Below are 14,228 nucleotides of genomic sequence, written 5' to 3' on the forward strand. Positions count from 1 at the left end.
TACACGCTGCCGCCCCTCCGGGGCTCACGAGATGCCCGCCCCCCACCTGCTCGACGACATCGACGCCGCCCTCGCGGCCGCTTGCCAGCGGCTTGCGCTGCCGGCGTATCGCGCGAAGCAGGTGCGGAAGTGGCTGCTCGAAAAGCGCGCCCAGGGCTGGGACACGATGACCGACCTCCCCAAAGCGCTGCGCACGCAGCTCGAGGGGGAGTTTCAGCTCTGGACCGCCGAGGTCGCCAAGCACACCGCCGCCGACGACGGCACCGAAAAACTCTTGCTGCAACTTGCCGGGGGCGGCCGCATCGAGTGCGTGCTGCTGCGCGAGAATATCGGCAAGCGCGCCAAAGAAGTCGAAAGCCCCGCGTCCCTGGCGCCCGAAGGACGACGTCGCACCATGTGCATCAGCACGCAGGTCGGCTGCGCGATGGGCTGCGTCTTCTGCGCCAGCGGCCTCGACGGCGTCGATCGCAACCTCACTACCGGCGAGATCGTCGAGCAAGTCCTCCGCCTCCAGCACCGCCTCGGTCCCGAAGAGCGGCTCAGCCACCTCGTCGTCATGGGCATGGGCGAACCGCTGGCGAATCTCGACAACCTCCTCCCCGCGCTGAACGAAGTAAGCCGGCCCGACGGCTTGGGCATTAGCCCGCGACGGATCACGATCTCAACGGTCGGCCTGCCGCCCGCGATCCGCAAGCTCGCGCGCTCCGAGGACGGCAGCCGCTACCGTCTCGCTATCTCGCTGCACGCGCCGAACGACGAGCTGCGCAACCGCATCGTCCCGGTCAACAAGAACATCGGCGTCGAAGCCGTTATGGCCGCGGCAGACGATTACTACGAAGTCAGCGGCCGGCGGTTGACGTTCGAGTACGTGCTGCTCGCCGAACTCAACGACCAGCCCGAGCACGCCCACCAACTCGTCGGCCTGCTCAAGTCGCGCAACGCGCTGCTGAACGTGATCCCTTACAACCCGGTCGAGGGACTGCCCTACCGCACGCCGACGATGGAGGCGCAGCAGCGGTTCCGCACGATCCTCGAAACGGGCGGCGTCGAGGTGCGCTTCCGCCACCGCAAAGGCGACAAGATCAACGCCGCCTGCGGCCAACTCCGCCGCAGCACACCGCCAAGCGTCGTGCCCATAACATCGAATCTGTAGGAGGCGTCTCCGACGCCGATTGCGCGCACCACGCCGCAAAGGTACGGAGCGCTTAATCGGCGTCGGGGACGCCTCCTTTACGAAGTGAAACGACTGTGGGAGGGGTCTCCAGACCCCGATGACGCGCACCATGCCGTTTCGGAATGGATACCGTCATCGGGGTCTGGAGACCCCTCCCACATTTACATTTTCATTCGCGCAAATTCGCGTTGATTCGCGGTTCAAGAAGTAGCGCCAAGCAACTCGCTACTCCTCCGGATTGGCAGGCACCACCAGCTCCGTCGGCCATTCCGCTTCGGGGGGAGTGGGCTCTTCGGGGACGAACGCCGGGGCCTCGTCGAGGTTCTCTTGCGGCGCTATTTCGGGGACGCCCGATCGTGGCGGCTCGGCGCCCATCCGGCTTTGCAGCGCCCGCATCCGCTCTTCCATCGCCCGCATCCGCATAGCGGCGTCGCCTTGCAGTTGCATCTGGAAGCCGGGCACATCCAGGCCGAAGCCCTCAAAGCCCGGCTGGAACACGCCGCCCTGATTGTTGAGCATCTGCTCGACCATCGGTCGCACGTCACCGGGGAGTTTGGCGATCGCTTCGTCATCGCCCTCATCGAACGTCCAGGTCTTGTCGCCCTGGGTGACGGTCACCTGCGCGGGGCCTTCGCCTTCACGCCTGACGCTCACCGAGACGCCCGCCGCCATCGGCATGCCCTCGAGCATCGCGCCCAACTCGCCTTCACCAAGGCCTTCGCCATTCGCAAACACGCCATCGGCGCCGAAGAGGCCGCCTGGACCGAACAGGCCGCGACGACCGAAGTTCTCGGGAACCGCAACCGCCGCCTCGGCCGGACGCTCTTCGGGCGTCACCTCGACCACGACCGGCTTGCCGCGACGCAGCAGCTCGAGCGTGATCGGCGCCTTGGCTTCGCCCTGCTGGCCGACGATTTCCGCCAGCGGCTCGATCGAAGCGATCGGCTCGCCATTGGCCCTGACGAGGATGTCGAACCGCCGCACGCCCGCCTTGCCGGCTGGGCCTTCGGGATCGACCGCACCGAGGAGCAGGCCCTCGTTGTCGGCCAGGTCCACTTGCGCACGGATCGCATCCGACACACTCTCACCGCCGACGCCGATCCAGTAACGAGAAACCGCCCGCGGAGCGAAATCGACGCCCCCCTGCCGTGCAGCGCGGCGCTCGAGCATCCGCTCGCGGAGCCGACGGGCGCGGTCGCCGTCCACATCGACATCGACGTTCACGCCGCCGTCGGGGCCGATCTGAATCAGCGTCCCTTCGTCCTCCGCGGGAGCGTCCTCCACGTCGACGTTGACTTGGGCGAGAACCGACGGAGAGACCATTTGGACCGCCGCTAAAGCCGCGGCGGCGACAGCAAGAAGTCCGAAAACACGCATGATGGTTTGGCTCGTCTCGAGCGGGGGTCATGAGGGGAAAACGTATCAGCGCAATAACCGCTAATCGCCTCTCGCACAGACGTCCATTATACGGGAAGGGGTGGCCAATTCTGAGCCTTTTCTCCCGCGTAAAACCGTCTCCTGGCGATCCTTGGCGCTCCTAGCGCCCCGGCGGTTCCTAACCTCTACGCGGCCGCTCCGGCGGGGGTTCGGCCGCCGAGGGGAGGCACGGGCGCTTCCCGCAGGCGCCGCCCCGGGGGGGTCCGCAACAGCCACGCCCAGCCAAGCACCGCCAGCACGAGCACCACGAGACTCACGTTCTGCGAGATGCTCAGCCCGGTCCCGAAAATGGCCGGCTCGTCGGTGCGGATCGCCTCGGTCAGGAACCGCGTCACGGGATAGATCGTGAACATGAGGAGCGCCACCTCGCCGTCGCGGCGGCGGTGGGGGAACCACGCCCACAGGAGCCACGCCGTGAGCCCCGCGTCGATCGTGCTGTAGAGCTGCGTCGGGTGGATCGGCAGGCTCCGCGCCCTCGTCGCGGCAGGCCGCTCGACCACGTCGCCATCGGCGAGTTTCAACTCGACGGGCTTCGCGTAGGCATAGGCTTCGCTCAAAATCTGCGCTGTGTCTTCAAGTGTGGCGACCGGCTCGCCGTTGATCGACGCGATCCTCTTAGCGGCGCCATCTTCGATGAGTTGAACGCCATCGCTCTCGACGAGCCGCACGCCGTGCAGTTCGCCGTGTACGAGCTGGTCCATGAACGGCGGGCTCTCCGTCGGGAATGTCACCGCCCACGGCAGGTCGCACGCGCCGCCGTAACAACAGCCGTTGAGCAAGCAGCCGATCCGACCGATCGCCAATCCCGCCATGAAGCACGGCGCGATGATGTCGGCCATGCCGAAGAGCGGCAGCTGATGGCGGCGCATGAACCAGATGAACGCGATAAGACCCCCGATCACCGAGCCGTAGACCACCAGTCCTCCTTCGGTGAACTGCAGCACGTCGATGATCGTCTCGCCGAGCGGCTGGCCGGCGTACTTCTCTTCCCAATACTCGATGACAAAGAACGCCCGCGCGCCGGCGATCCCCGCGACGAACAGCCAGAACGCCAGCGCAAAGATGGTGTCCGGCGCGACGCCGTGCCTCCGCGCCCGATGCACCGCCATAGCCAGACCGACGCTGATCGCCACGAGCAGCATCACGCCGTAGCCACGGATCGGCACGCCCTGCGGCGCGAAGCGCGGCGCGAAGAACAGCACCAGCGCGCCAACCACTAGCGGTTGCGTATAAGCCCAGAACTCGCCGTCCACGCCGCGCTGGATCGCATGCCACCCCATCAGCGCGCCGAAGCCAAGCACCCACAGCGCGAGCAGCACGCCCGCCCCAAGGATCGGGACGCCGCCGGCTTCGACGGGGATGCGGAAGAGCTCGCTCAGCATGATCGAGGCGCTAGTTGCTTGGCGCTGGGCGCTGGTTCATTGGTGAAAACATCTGTCCTGAGCGCCTAGCGCCTGTCGCCTAGCGCCCCGAACTTACGCCAGCCTCACGTTATCAATCAACCGCGTTTGCCCCACCCGCGCGGCGACGGCGATCACGGCGGGCGCGTCAACGGTCTCGACCTCGTCCATCGTCCCGTCGCGCAGCACCGCGACGTACTGCAACTCGACCCCCTCGGTGGAAGCGATAGCCCGACGGGCCGCTTCACGCAGCTTGCTAGCATCGCGTTCCCCCGCCGCATGGAGCCGCTCCGCCTCACGCAGGCCTTGCGACAAGCACAGCGCGCGCTGGCGTTCGTCCGCGGAGAGGTACGCGTTGCGGCTGCTCATCGCGATGCCGTCCGCTTCGCGCACCGTGGGGCAGACGACGACCTCGATCGGCAGGTTGAGGTCGGCGACCATCCGCCGCACAACGACGGTCTGCTGGTAATCCTTCTGCCCGAAGTACGCGCGGTCCGCGGGGGCGATCAGCAGCAGCTTCGCGACCACGGTCGCCACGCCGGCGAAGTGCGTCGGGCGGATCGCTCCCTCGAAGGGACGCGCCACCGAACCAACATCGATGCTCGTCGTCGCGCCGGGCGGGTACATCGCCTCGACGCTCGGCGCGAAGACCGCATCGACGCCGACATCGCCGAGCTTCTTCGCGTCCGCCTCGAGGTCGCGCGGGTAACGCTCGAAGTCCTCGCTCGGCGCGAACTGGGTCGGGTTCACGAACACCGTCGCGATCACCCGGTCGCAGCCCTTGGTCGCCGCCTCGGCAAGCGACAGGTGCCCGGCATGCAACGCGCCCATCGTCGGCACAACGCCGACGGTCTCGCCCGCGCGCTGGCGTTCACGCACCCACTGGCGCGTGGCGTCGATTTCGTGGATCAGCAGCGGCGTGGGCATGGGACGAATCGTTCTGACAACATGACGATGGTGGCGTTGAATCGCCGCATTGTCACCAGATTATCCCCCTCCCTGTTAGGGAGGGGGGACACGCCGGGGCCTCGCGCTCATTTAGCCCCCGGTCATTGACCGGGGCCTAATTGGACCGGGGGCTGACTGCGGTTCGCCCGCGGCCAAACGCATTCCACTGCCGCAAGCACCTCCTCGCGCCAATGCCCCGCGGGGCAGTCCACCAGCGCGAGGCGTGGCCCGGGAACAGGCGCCGGCGTCCGCGTTCGATTCGCATCGATCGTCAGCCGCGGCGCCGTCAGGGCGGTCGCCTCTTCAACGACGCGAATCGTTATGCCGCGTTCTGCGGCAATCCACTCACGGACGTCGTTATCGTCGCCGCCATCGTCGCCGACGAGCAGCAGCGCGTCGGCGCCGCTTTGCAACTGCTCGAGTAATTGCGCGATCGTCGCGCCGCATTCGGGATGCCACCAATCGCCCGCAACTTCTTCCGCGGGCTCGAGCACGAACGGCCGGAACGACATCCGCGGATGCGGGACGCGCAGCGTCGGCGCGTCGATCACTCCATCGCCATAGAGCAAGAGGTCGACATCGAGCGTCCGCGCCGCCCAGCGGGTGTGGCGCGTGCGATCGAGCGACTGCTCGATCGCTTGCAACGCCGCTAACAACTCCAATGGCGGAAGCTCGCTATCGAATGTCGCGGCAGCGTTCAGAAAATCGCTCTGACCCGCGGGACCGCCGATGGGCGGCGTCGCATGACGGCTGCTAGCACGCAACGTGCCCGTGACGGCGAGCTTTTCGAGCCCTTCGATCGCCGCGTCGAGCGACGCAGCGGCGTCGCCGAGGTTCGATCCGAGCGACACGAGCGTACGTGGCATGACGCATCGGGTCGGAGAGAAACCAACAAGAGCTTGGGAGGGACTTCCGTGTCGCCGGCGTTTGAGCGCCGTTTATGGAATCGTTTCCCTCGGTCCCGCCTCCCAAGTGACTTGTCGGCGGTCAGCGCGCACCTTGAGCGCGAGCGCTGTCACCGCAGTTAAAAACGGTCGCCGCGCCACCTACAAGGAATTAGGTGCGACCAACCGCCACAAAGAATCCACCCACCACCGATCTGGCCTGCGCTAAGCGCTAAAGCGAGGTCGGCCGCTGCGACGTCCTGTTCCGTGCACGTCGCAGCGATGAGAGGCGAGTTTTGCGAAGTCTTCATCGATTGTCAAGCAACAGAATTGGATGAGTGCGCAACACGCCCAACGAATAGCGTTCCGACCCGTGCTTGTGCGCACTCGGCGCGGTAATCTCGTCGTCGTAAACGGCAACGGATTGCAATGACGCGTCGCCAATCGTGAGCGCCCCTATGAGCGAAGCCGTTGTGACTAGCGAAGATTCTTCCGGCAAAGCGTTCGCTGGACTGCGCGTGCTCTCGCTCGAGAGCCGTCGCGCTGCTGAGATGGCGCGGCTCATCGAGAAGCACGGCGGCGAGGCGCACGTCAGCCCTTCGATGCGTGAAGAACTTGTCGATGACGACCGCCCCGCGATCGAATTCGCCCATCGATTGGTGGGCGGCGAGATCGACGCGGTGATCCTGCTCACCGGCGTCGGTGTGAAGATGTTCATCGATCAAGTCGAACGCCACGTCGGTCGGCAACGCCTGTTGGACTCGCTTTCGGACATCCCGACGCTCGCGCGCGGGCCGAAGCCCGTCGCCGTGATGCGCGAGCTGGGCCTCAAGCCGACGCTCCGCGCGCCGGCGCCGAATACGTGGCGCGAGGTCCTGGCGACGATCGACACGCAACTGCCCGTCGCGAATCAAACCATCGGTCTGCAAGAATACGGCGAGACGAACCCGAGCCTGATCGCCGGACTCGAAGCCCGCGGCGCGCGGGTCGATCGCTTGCAGGTCTACCGCTGGGCCCTCCCCGACGACACGGCGCCGCTCGAAGCGAACGCCCGCCGCCTCGCCGAGGGCGAAGCCGACGTCGTGATGCTCACCTCCGCCAATCAGCTCAACAACCTGATGGTGGTCGCCGAGCGATTGGGCATCGAGAACGCCGTGCGCGAAGGCTTTCGCAACGCGGTGGTCGTGTCGATCGGCCCCACCACGAGCGAACGCCTCCGCGCGATGGAGCTGCCCGTCGATATCGAATCGAGCGGCGCGATGGGCAAGATGGTCGCCGACGCCGCGGCGGGATCGCACGCGATCTTGGAACGCAAGAAGGGACTCCGCCAATTGCTTGGCGGCGAGCCGGCGACGTTAGTCGTCGGTGGGAAGCGTGTGCCACCCCTTTTTCAAGAGAATAGCACCGACCACTCACGTGGCCGGCTCGCCGACGACACGCGCTTGCAGGTTCTTCGTGACGCCGTCGCCGGTCAACCTTGGGCGGACTCCGACTTCCTCCGCGCTTGCCGCCGCGAACCCGTCTCACGCACGCCCGTGTGGCTGATGCGACAGGCGGGGCGCTACATGCCCGAGTACCGCGCCGTGCGCGCGCAGCACTCGTTCCTCGACCTCTGCAAGAACCCCGCGCTGTGCAGCGAGGTGATGTGCACCGCGGTCGATTACCTCGGCGTCGATGCGGCGATTATCTTCAGTGATCTGTTGCCGATCCTCGAACCGATGGGGCTCGAGCTCGAGTTTGCGCCCGGCGATGGCCCTGTGATCCACAACCCGGTGCGCGAGGCCGAGGACGTCGAGCGCGTCATCGACCTCACGAGCGTCGACGCGTTGTGGTTCGTCGTCGAGACGGTGCGCAAGACCCGCGCGGACTTGCCGAGCCATCTGCCGCTGATTGGTTTCGCCGGCGCGCCGTTCACGCTCGCCAGCTACGTGATCGAAGGGGGCGGCAGCCGCAACTACCTGCACACACGCACGCTGATGCAACGCGACGAAGGCGCGTGGCGCGAGTTGATGCAGCGCTTCGCCCGCTCCGCCGCGTTGTACCTCAACGCCCAGATCGCCGCCGGCGCGCAGGCGGTGCAGGTCTTCGACAGCTGGGTCGGCTGCCTCGGCCCCGGCGACTACCGCCGCTACGTGCTGCCCTACACGCAAGAGTTGATCAATGCGCTCGACCCCTCGGCCGTGGTGATTCACTTCGCCGCGGGGAACCCCGAGCTATTGCCGCTAGCCTCGGAAGCGGGCGGCGACGTGATCGGCGTCGATTGGCGCACCGACCTCGCGCCGGCGTGGGACCGGCTCGGCCCGAACGTCGCCGTGCAAGGCAATCTCGACCCAATGACGCTGCTCGCGCCGCAGGCGACCATCGAACAACGCGCCGGCGACCTCCTCAAGAGCGTCGCCAACCGCCCCGGCCACGTCTTCAACCTCGGCCACGGCATCGTGCCGCAGACGCCACCGGAGAACGCGCGGGCGCTAGTGGACTTTGTCCACGAGTGGTCGTCGTAGGGTCCGCTGTGCGGACCGCCCGTTCGACTCGCCCGTGCGTTGGATGGGCTACGGGAAGGGGCACACCGGGTACCCGCTACAACACCCTCCCCTAGCCCCTCCCTCTGAAGAAGGAGGGGGACACCCAGGGTGACTTCGTCACCGAAGAGAGGCCCCGCGCTATCTTGTCGGCAGATTGCAAAGGCGAGCCGCCAACCACGGTCCACACAGCGGACCCTACGCAACGGGCCTTCTGAAATGTTGATACGCCATCAACACCTCGTACAAGTCCGCCGAGATCGTCACTTCGTCGTTGTCGAAGTCGGCGAGCCAAGTCCGCTGGCTACGCACCGCGTCGGCCAACAGCGGCAAGAGTTGCGACGCGGGCGCGGTCACCGACTGGTTGTCGGCCGACATCCGCACCGCGGGGACCTCGGGGACATCGTCCTCGGGGCCGCGATAGATCCTCAGCGATCGTGCGCGCATAGTCGTTGCCGTTCCCTCGGCCGTCTGTGCATCGAAATAGCAGCGCAACGACCCACCCCGGGGCGCGGCACGGCTCCGTGAAGCTGCTATCGGCGGGTCCGACCGTAGGGGTTGAATAAGTTGGTGCGAATTTGCGGGAATCCCTCGGTTGCGCCGGAGTAGGTTGCCCGACCCGCGTCAGCCGACGCCGCTTGCCGGGACTAAGGGCTGTCGCTGCTGGCGCCGATAGATACCCGATGCCCGCCCCCGGTCCAGTCGGCTGTGGGGGCTGACACCCCTTCGCCCCCCCACCCGAGGAGCCCAGAATCCGCCATGTGGCGTTCGTTCTTCCTCGCCGTCGGCGCCTACGTCTGCCTCCTGGGTTTTGAGGCCCTGGCGATCCACAAGGCCGTGCTCAAGCCGCAGATGCGCGGCGGGCAGGTGGTGACGCCGGCCCGCGACGTAACGCCCCCGGAATGGGCCCCCTGGAGCCTCCTAGCGGGCGGCTCGATCGTGGTGCTGTATAGCCTCACCCTGATGCGAAAGAGCGGCTGAGGGGGGCCTGACGGCCCCCGGGGGCTAGGGACTGGGGGCTAGGGACGAGGGGGTTCCGGTGTGAACCTTTTCGGTAGGCCAACTGTTGTTACTGGGTCGGAGCCCAAATCCCTCATCCCCTGGCCCCTACCGCCTGGCCCCTCCCCAATCGGTTGTGATCGCCCCGGCGGTCCGGGTATGATGAGGGGCTTGCGCCACAGGGCCTGCTTTGAGGATTCCTCCGGGGGCTGACGCCTCCCCAGCTCGCACGATGTTTGACTGGTCGGCTTTCCGCCTTCCCACTTCCAACTTCCCACTTCGTCCACATGTCCACCGCCAACTCCGCCACCAAGAGCCCGTCGCAGACGGGGACGCAGCTCCTTTCCGGGGCCGACATCCTCGTACAGTCGCTGGTGCGTCACGGCGTGGACACGATCTTCGCGTATCCGGGCGGTTGCAGCATGCCGCTGCACCAGGCGCTGACGCGCGTCAAGGACCAGCTCCGCACGATCCTGCCGCGTCACGAGCAGGGCGGCGCCTTCGCGGCCCAAGGCCTCGCACGCTCGACCGGCAAGGTCGGCGTCGCCATGGCCACGTCGGGCCCCGGCGCCACGAACCTCGTCACCGCGATCGCCGACGCGAAACTCGACTCGATCCCGCTGGTCTGCATCACCGGCCAGGTGCCGACCTCCGTCATCGGCTCCGACGCGTTTCAAGAGACGCCGATGGTCGAGGTCTGTCGCGGCATCACCAAGCACCACTACCTGATCACCGACGTCAACGACGTGGCCCGCATCGTGAAGGAGGCGTTCCTGATCGCCTCGACCGGCCGCCCCGGCCCGGTGCTGATCGATGTTCCGAAGGACATCCAGCTCGCCTCGTGCGTGCCCGACTGGGACTGCGCGCTGAACCTGCCCGGCTACAACCCGGCCAAGCCGATGGCGAAGCCCGAGGCCCTGCGTCAGGCGGTCGCCGCGATCAAGCGCGCCAAGAAGCCCGTCATCTACGCCGGCGGCGGCGTCATCCTGTCAGAAGCTTCCGAAGAGCTGCGGGCCTTCGTCAAGAAGACCGGCATCCCGATCACCACCACCGTCATGGGCCTCGGCGCCTATCCCGGCACGGACGAGCTGTCGCTCGACATGCTCGGCATGCACGGCTCGGTTTACGCCAACTACGCCGTCGATCAAGCCGACCTGCTCATCGGCCTGGGCGTGCGGTTCGACGACCGCGTCACCGGCAAGCTCGAGGAGTTCTGCAAGCACGGCAAGATCATCCACGTCGATATCGACGCCGCCGAGATCAACAAGAACAAGGCCGCCCACATCCCCATCCAGAGCGACGTGAAGTACGCGCTCGCCGAGCTGAACAAGATCGTCGAAGCGCCCGAGGACATCTCCGACTGGGTCGCCCAGTGCAAGAAGTGGAAGAAGGAGTACCCCTTCTCCTACGACAAGTCGTACCCCGGCATCACCCAGCAGTCGGCGATCGAGAAGCTCTGGCAGATGACGGCCGAGCGCGACCCGATCATCACCGTCGGCGTCGGTCAGCACCAGATGTGGGCCGCCCAGTTCTACAAGTTCCAGAAGCCGCGGACGTGGCTCAGCTCGAGCGGCCTGGGCACCATGGGCTTCGGCCTCCCCGCGGCGATGGGCGCGCAGGCCGCCTTCCCGGGCCGGCTGGTCATCGACATCGACGGCGACGGCTCGTTCCAGATGAACATCCAAGAGCTGAGCACGCTGGTCTGCGAAAAACTCCCCGTGAAGGTGCTGCTGCTCAACAACCAGCACCTCGGCATGGTCGTGCAGTGGGAAGACCGCTTCATGAAGGGCAATCGCGCCCACACCTACCTCGGCCCGATCGACAAGCCCGAATGGCACGGCGAGGGTGACGGCATCGGCGACATGGACCAGGCCAACCGCTACGCCAACTTCGTGATGATCGCCAAGGGCTACGGCTGCGGCGGCGCCTACGTCGAGCGCACTGAAGACCTCGAAGGCGCCATCAACGAGATGCTCGACTACGACGGCCCCTTCATCCTCGATGTCGCGGTGCCGTACCAGGAGCACGTCCTGCCGATGATCCCCGGCGGGATGACGGTGAAGGATATTATTTTGAAGTAGGGGTCGGCTGATCAACTCTTCTAGGTGACTCACCCTACGCAGACCGCTCATGACAACCAACAGGGGGCCGAATCCCCATGCCCTCAAATCACGCCACAGGATAAGCGCTTTGGGGTTACTCGCTTGTCTGTCCGTTTTGGCGGCGAACCCCGCGATGGCTACGGCACCATCGCCTCATATAGAGTTGATCTCGCCGCTCTGGCCGAGCGCAGGATCATCCCTCGATCGGTTTGGATTCTCCACAGCAATCGGAGGCCAGACGATTTCCGTTGGCTCCCGCTTCTCTAGCAATCAGTTCCAAGGAGAGGGCGCGGTTTTTGTTTACGACAGCGACCCTCTGGCGTTCCGCCAAGTCGTCTTGCCCGTCTCCCCTGAAGAAGAGGGGCACTTTGCTTCAGTCGCGACTGATGGCGCCTCGCTACTCATCGGAGCGGGTGGCCGGGGTCCAAATCGCAATGACCCTTCTAGTAAGGCGTTTCTATTTGAGGCAGGTAACCTGCAATTAATCACGGAACTGCAGCCTCCAGCCCCGACAGTTGAACTAAGGAACCGTGGGGCTCACGCACTGGGGTCGGGCCTCGCAATATTCGGTGCAGAGGATATGGCTCTTGGATCCCCAGTTCCAATTCAGCTTGTCTACGACTCATCCAACGGCGACTACTTGACGACTCTCTCGCCCAGCACGCCGCCCGAATACGGGGGCTTCGGCGCATCGGCCGCCGTCGATGATGGAATAGCAATCGTGGGCTCCACCACCGGCGGGTACCTGAATGGCGCCGCCTATCTCTTCGATGCCGTCACCGGTCAGCAGCTAGACGTACTTACGCCAGACGGTTCCGGTTTTGACAGATATCGTTTTGGGTATTCTGTTGACCTTGGCGGCAATCTCGCCTTGATCGGGGCTCCGGGTGACGACGACAACGGCGAGGCCTCGGGGTCTGCGTATTTGTTTGACGTAACCACCGGCGAACAGGTCCATAAGCTCATTGCTAACGATGGGCTACCCGGTTCCTTCTTTGGTTCCGCGGTTGCTTTCGCAGGACAGTACGCGTTGATCGGAGCGTCGGGGCAAGGCTCATCTTCAGGCCCCGAGGGGGGCGTCTATGTGTTTGACACTATCAGTGGCGAACAACTTGCCAAGATCACGCCAAACGGGAACTCTCCATTGCTCGGCTTCGGAGAATCCATCAGCGCTGAAGGGAACACATTTGTCGTTGGCGCCTCCGGTGCCTTCGATCCGCGTGGGATTCGTAGCGGCGGCGCGTATGTCTACCGAATCATTCCCGAGCCTGCATCTGCTGCGATCATTGGATTCGCCTTAGTGATCCGTGCCGCCTCGACTCGCAGAAGGCATTGATGGGCAAAGACTTCATGGCTCCTCTTGCGAAGGCGATTCCAACCGTCGCTCCTCCGGCCGCTCGTGCAACAACCCCACGCTCTTCGCCACCAGCGTCGCCACCGTCGCGTCGCTCGTGACGTTCGCCACGGTGCGGCTCATGTCGAGGACGCGGTCGACGGCGAAGATCAGGGCGATCCCCTGCTCCGGCACGTCGAGCGTTCCCAGCACGATCACCAGCATCACGATGCCGGCGCTAGGGACCGCGGCGGTGCCGATCGAGGCGAGCGTCGCGGTGAGGACGATCGATAGCTGATCGCCGAGCGTCAGGTCGATGCCGAACGCCTGGGCGATGAACACCGCGGCGACGGCTTGGTAGAGACTGGTGCCGTCCATGTTCACCGTGGCGCCGATCGGCAGCACGAAGCTCGCCACCTCTTCATCCACGCCGAGGTGCTCCTGCGTGCACTCCATCGTCACCGGGAGCGTCGCGGCCGAGCTGCTGGTGCTGAACGCCAAGAGCTGGGCCGGCGCCAGGCTGCGGAAGAAGTGCCCGTACTTCACGCCGGCGAAGACGCGGGCCAGCGTCGGGTAGAAGCCGAACACCAAGATCATCAGCCCGAACATCACGCACAGGCTGTAGTAAAGCAGCGCCTTGAAGACATCCCACGAAGGGGTCTCGGCAACCAACGCCGCCAAGAGTGCGAAGACGCCGATCGGCGCGGCGAGCATGATCAGGTCGATCAGGCGCATCACCACTTCGTTGAGCCCGTCGAAGAACGCCTTCACCGGCCCCGACTTCTCCTCGGGCGTCATCACCAGCGCCACGCCGAACAGCAATACGAAGACGATGACCTGCAGCATCGCCGTGTTGTTGGTCGCGGCCGCGAAGATGTTGTCGGGCACGAGGTCGATGATCGGCTGCAGCGGCCCCTGCTCCTTGGTCTGCTCGGCGATTGCGATCTTGCCGGCGGCATCGTCCGCGGAGGACTCGAGGAGCTTCGTGCGCGTCGCTTCGTCGATCGCCAAGCCCGGGTTCACTAGGTTCACCACCAAGAGCCCGAGCGACACCGAGACCACGGTCGTGAACAGGTAGAGCGCCACCGTCCGTCCGCCGAGCGACGACAGCCGGCTCAGGTCGCGCATGTCGGAAACGCCCTTCACCAGCGAGGCGATGATCAGCGGCACCGCGATCACCTTCAGCAGGTTGATGAAGATCGTCCCGAAGGGCTTCACCCAATCGACGATGAGCCACGACGCGTCGAGGCTCACCGCGATCGCCCCCGCGATGACGCCGAGGACCATGCCAATCAGGATGCGGACGTGCAGGGGCATGAGGTGGGGCGCTGGGCGCTAGTTAGAAGGCGCTAGTGATTGGACGGCAAACGGGCTGGCAACGAGTCGCGTTTTGCCGACGCGGGGCCGGCTCGCCAAGCGGCGCCGCCGC

11 protein-coding genes and 1 pseudogene are annotated in these 14,228 nt (G+C 65.6%); 6 read left to right on the forward strand and 6 right to left on the reverse strand.

What is annotated here, in order from left to right; translation table 11 throughout:
• Window positions 1-31 precede the first annotated feature (31 nt).
• Window positions 32-1,153, forward strand: a complete 1,122-nt coding sequence (rlmN, locus tag Spa11_RS21505; protein WP_145116653.1) for a 23S rRNA (adenine(2503)-C(2))-methyltransferase RlmN — start codon at window positions 32-34, stop codon at window positions 1,151-1,153.
• Window positions 1,154-1,399: 246 nt separating this feature from the next.
• On the opposite strand, the gene Spa11_RS21510 is transcribed toward rlmN, so the two are convergent.
• The 4 genes from Spa11_RS21510 to folK form a co-directional block, all read right to left on the reverse strand.
• A complete protein-coding gene (locus tag Spa11_RS21510; RefSeq protein ID WP_145116654.1) occupies window positions 1,400-2,551 on the reverse strand; it encodes a PDZ domain-containing protein in 1,152 nt (383 codons plus the stop codon).
• A gap of 185 nt (window positions 2,552-2,736) precedes the next feature.
• Window positions 2,737-3,993 (reverse strand): prolipoprotein diacylglyceryl transferase, encoded by a 1,257-nt coding sequence (locus Spa11_RS21515; RefSeq protein ID WP_145116655.1) that lies wholly within the window; start codon window positions 3,991-3,993, stop codon window positions 2,737-2,739.
• Window positions 3,994-4,086: 93 nt separating this feature from the next.
• The gene (panC, locus tag Spa11_RS21520; protein WP_145116656.1) at window positions 4,087-4,938 is read right to left on the reverse strand and encodes a pantoate--beta-alanine ligase; all 852 of its coding nucleotides are present in this window, start codon (window positions 4,936-4,938) and stop codon (window positions 4,087-4,089) included.
• A gap of 122 nt (window positions 4,939-5,060) precedes the next feature.
• Window positions 5,061-5,825, reverse strand: a complete 765-nt coding sequence (folK, locus tag Spa11_RS21525) for a 2-amino-4-hydroxy-6-hydroxymethyldihydropteridine diphosphokinase (RefSeq protein ID WP_145116657.1) — start codon at window positions 5,823-5,825, stop codon at window positions 5,061-5,063.
• A 476-nt stretch (window positions 5,826-6,301) separates the two neighbouring features.
• Between folK and hemE the strand changes: the two genes are divergently transcribed.
• Window positions 6,302-8,347: a uroporphyrinogen decarboxylase gene (hemE, locus tag Spa11_RS21530; RefSeq protein WP_197529581.1), complete on the forward strand. Its 2,046-nt coding sequence runs from the start codon at window positions 6,302-6,304 to the stop codon at window positions 8,345-8,347.
• Window positions 8,348-8,563: 216 nt separating this feature from the next.
• On the opposite strand, the gene Spa11_RS21535 is transcribed toward hemE, so the two are convergent.
• Window positions 8,564-8,812 carry a hypothetical protein gene (locus tag Spa11_RS21535; protein WP_145116658.1) on the reverse strand — a complete coding sequence of 83 codons (249 nt, stop codon included), beginning with the start codon at window positions 8,810-8,812 and terminating at the stop codon, window positions 8,564-8,566.
• A 312-nt stretch (window positions 8,813-9,124) separates the two neighbouring features.
• On the opposite strand from Spa11_RS21535, the gene Spa11_RS21540 reads away from it, so the two are divergent.
• The 4 genes and pseudogenes from Spa11_RS21540 (at window position 9,125) to Spa11_RS23140 (ending at window position 12,802) form a co-directional block, all read left to right on the forward strand.
• Window positions 9,125-9,346, forward strand: a complete 222-nt coding sequence (locus tag Spa11_RS21540) for a hypothetical protein (protein WP_145116659.1) — start codon at window positions 9,125-9,127, stop codon at window positions 9,344-9,346.
• Window positions 9,347-9,651: 305 nt separating this feature from the next.
• A complete protein-coding gene (gene ilvB / locus Spa11_RS21545; protein WP_145116660.1) occupies window positions 9,652-11,445 on the forward strand; it encodes a biosynthetic-type acetolactate synthase large subunit in 1,794 nt (597 codons plus the stop codon).
• Window positions 11,446-11,599: 154 nt separating this feature from the next.
• Window positions 11,600-11,758 (forward strand): annotated as a pseudogene (locus Spa11_RS23685) (hypothetical protein); the annotation flags it as partial.
• 288 nt (window positions 11,759-12,046) lie between these two features.
• Window positions 12,047-12,802: an FG-GAP repeat protein gene (locus Spa11_RS23140; protein ID WP_231933071.1), complete on the forward strand. Its 756-nt coding sequence runs from the start codon at window positions 12,047-12,049 to the stop codon at window positions 12,800-12,802.
• A 12-nt stretch (window positions 12,803-12,814) separates the two neighbouring features.
• Here the strand turns inward: Spa11_RS23140 and Spa11_RS21555 are convergent, their stop codons facing one another.
• Window positions 12,815-14,116, reverse strand: a complete 1,302-nt coding sequence (locus tag Spa11_RS21555; protein ID WP_145116662.1) for a dicarboxylate/amino acid:cation symporter — start codon at window positions 14,114-14,116, stop codon at window positions 12,815-12,817.
• Window positions 14,117-14,228: the final 112 nt, after the last annotated feature.

Source organism: Botrimarina mediterranea (assembly GCF_007753265.1).
Lineage (GTDB): Bacteria > Planctomycetota > Planctomycetia > Pirellulales > Lacipirellulaceae > Botrimarina > Botrimarina mediterranea.

Excerpts from the sequence above, each read along its gene's own strand:
- folK (WP_145116657.1), bottom strand. The coding sequence starts at position 5,825 with ATGCCACGTACGCTCGTGTCGCTCGGATCGAACCTCGGCGACGCCGCT.
- hemE (WP_197529581.1), top strand. The coding sequence starts at position 6,302 with ATGAGCGAAGCCGTTGTGACTAGCGAAGATTCTTCCGGCAAAGCGTTC.
- Spa11_RS21535 (WP_145116658.1), bottom strand. The coding sequence starts at position 8,812 with ATGCGCGCACGATCGCTGAGGATCTATCGCGGCCCCGAGGACGATGTC.
- Spa11_RS21510 (WP_145116654.1), bottom strand. The coding sequence starts at position 2,551 with ATGCGTGTTTTCGGACTTCTTGCTGTCGCCGCCGCGGCTTTAGCGGCG.
- ilvB (WP_145116660.1), top strand. The coding sequence starts at position 9,652 with ATGTCCACCGCCAACTCCGCCACCAAGAGCCCGTCGCAGACGGGGACG.
- panC (WP_145116656.1), bottom strand. The coding sequence starts at position 4,938 with ATGCCCACGCCGCTGCTGATCCACGAAATCGACGCCACGCGCCAGTGG.
- Spa11_RS21515 (WP_145116655.1), bottom strand. The coding sequence starts at position 3,993 with ATGCTGAGCGAGCTCTTCCGCATCCCCGTCGAAGCCGGCGGCGTCCCG.
- Spa11_RS21555 (WP_145116662.1), bottom strand. The coding sequence starts at position 14,116 with ATGCCCCTGCACGTCCGCATCCTGATTGGCATGGTCCTCGGCGTCATC.
- rlmN (WP_145116653.1), top strand. The coding sequence starts at position 32 with ATGCCCGCCCCCCACCTGCTCGACGACATCGACGCCGCCCTCGCGGCC.
- Spa11_RS23140 (WP_231933071.1), top strand. The coding sequence starts at position 12,047 with ATGGCTCTTGGATCCCCAGTTCCAATTCAGCTTGTCTACGACTCATCC.
- Spa11_RS21540 (WP_145116659.1), top strand. The coding sequence starts at position 9,125 with ATGTGGCGTTCGTTCTTCCTCGCCGTCGGCGCCTACGTCTGCCTCCTG.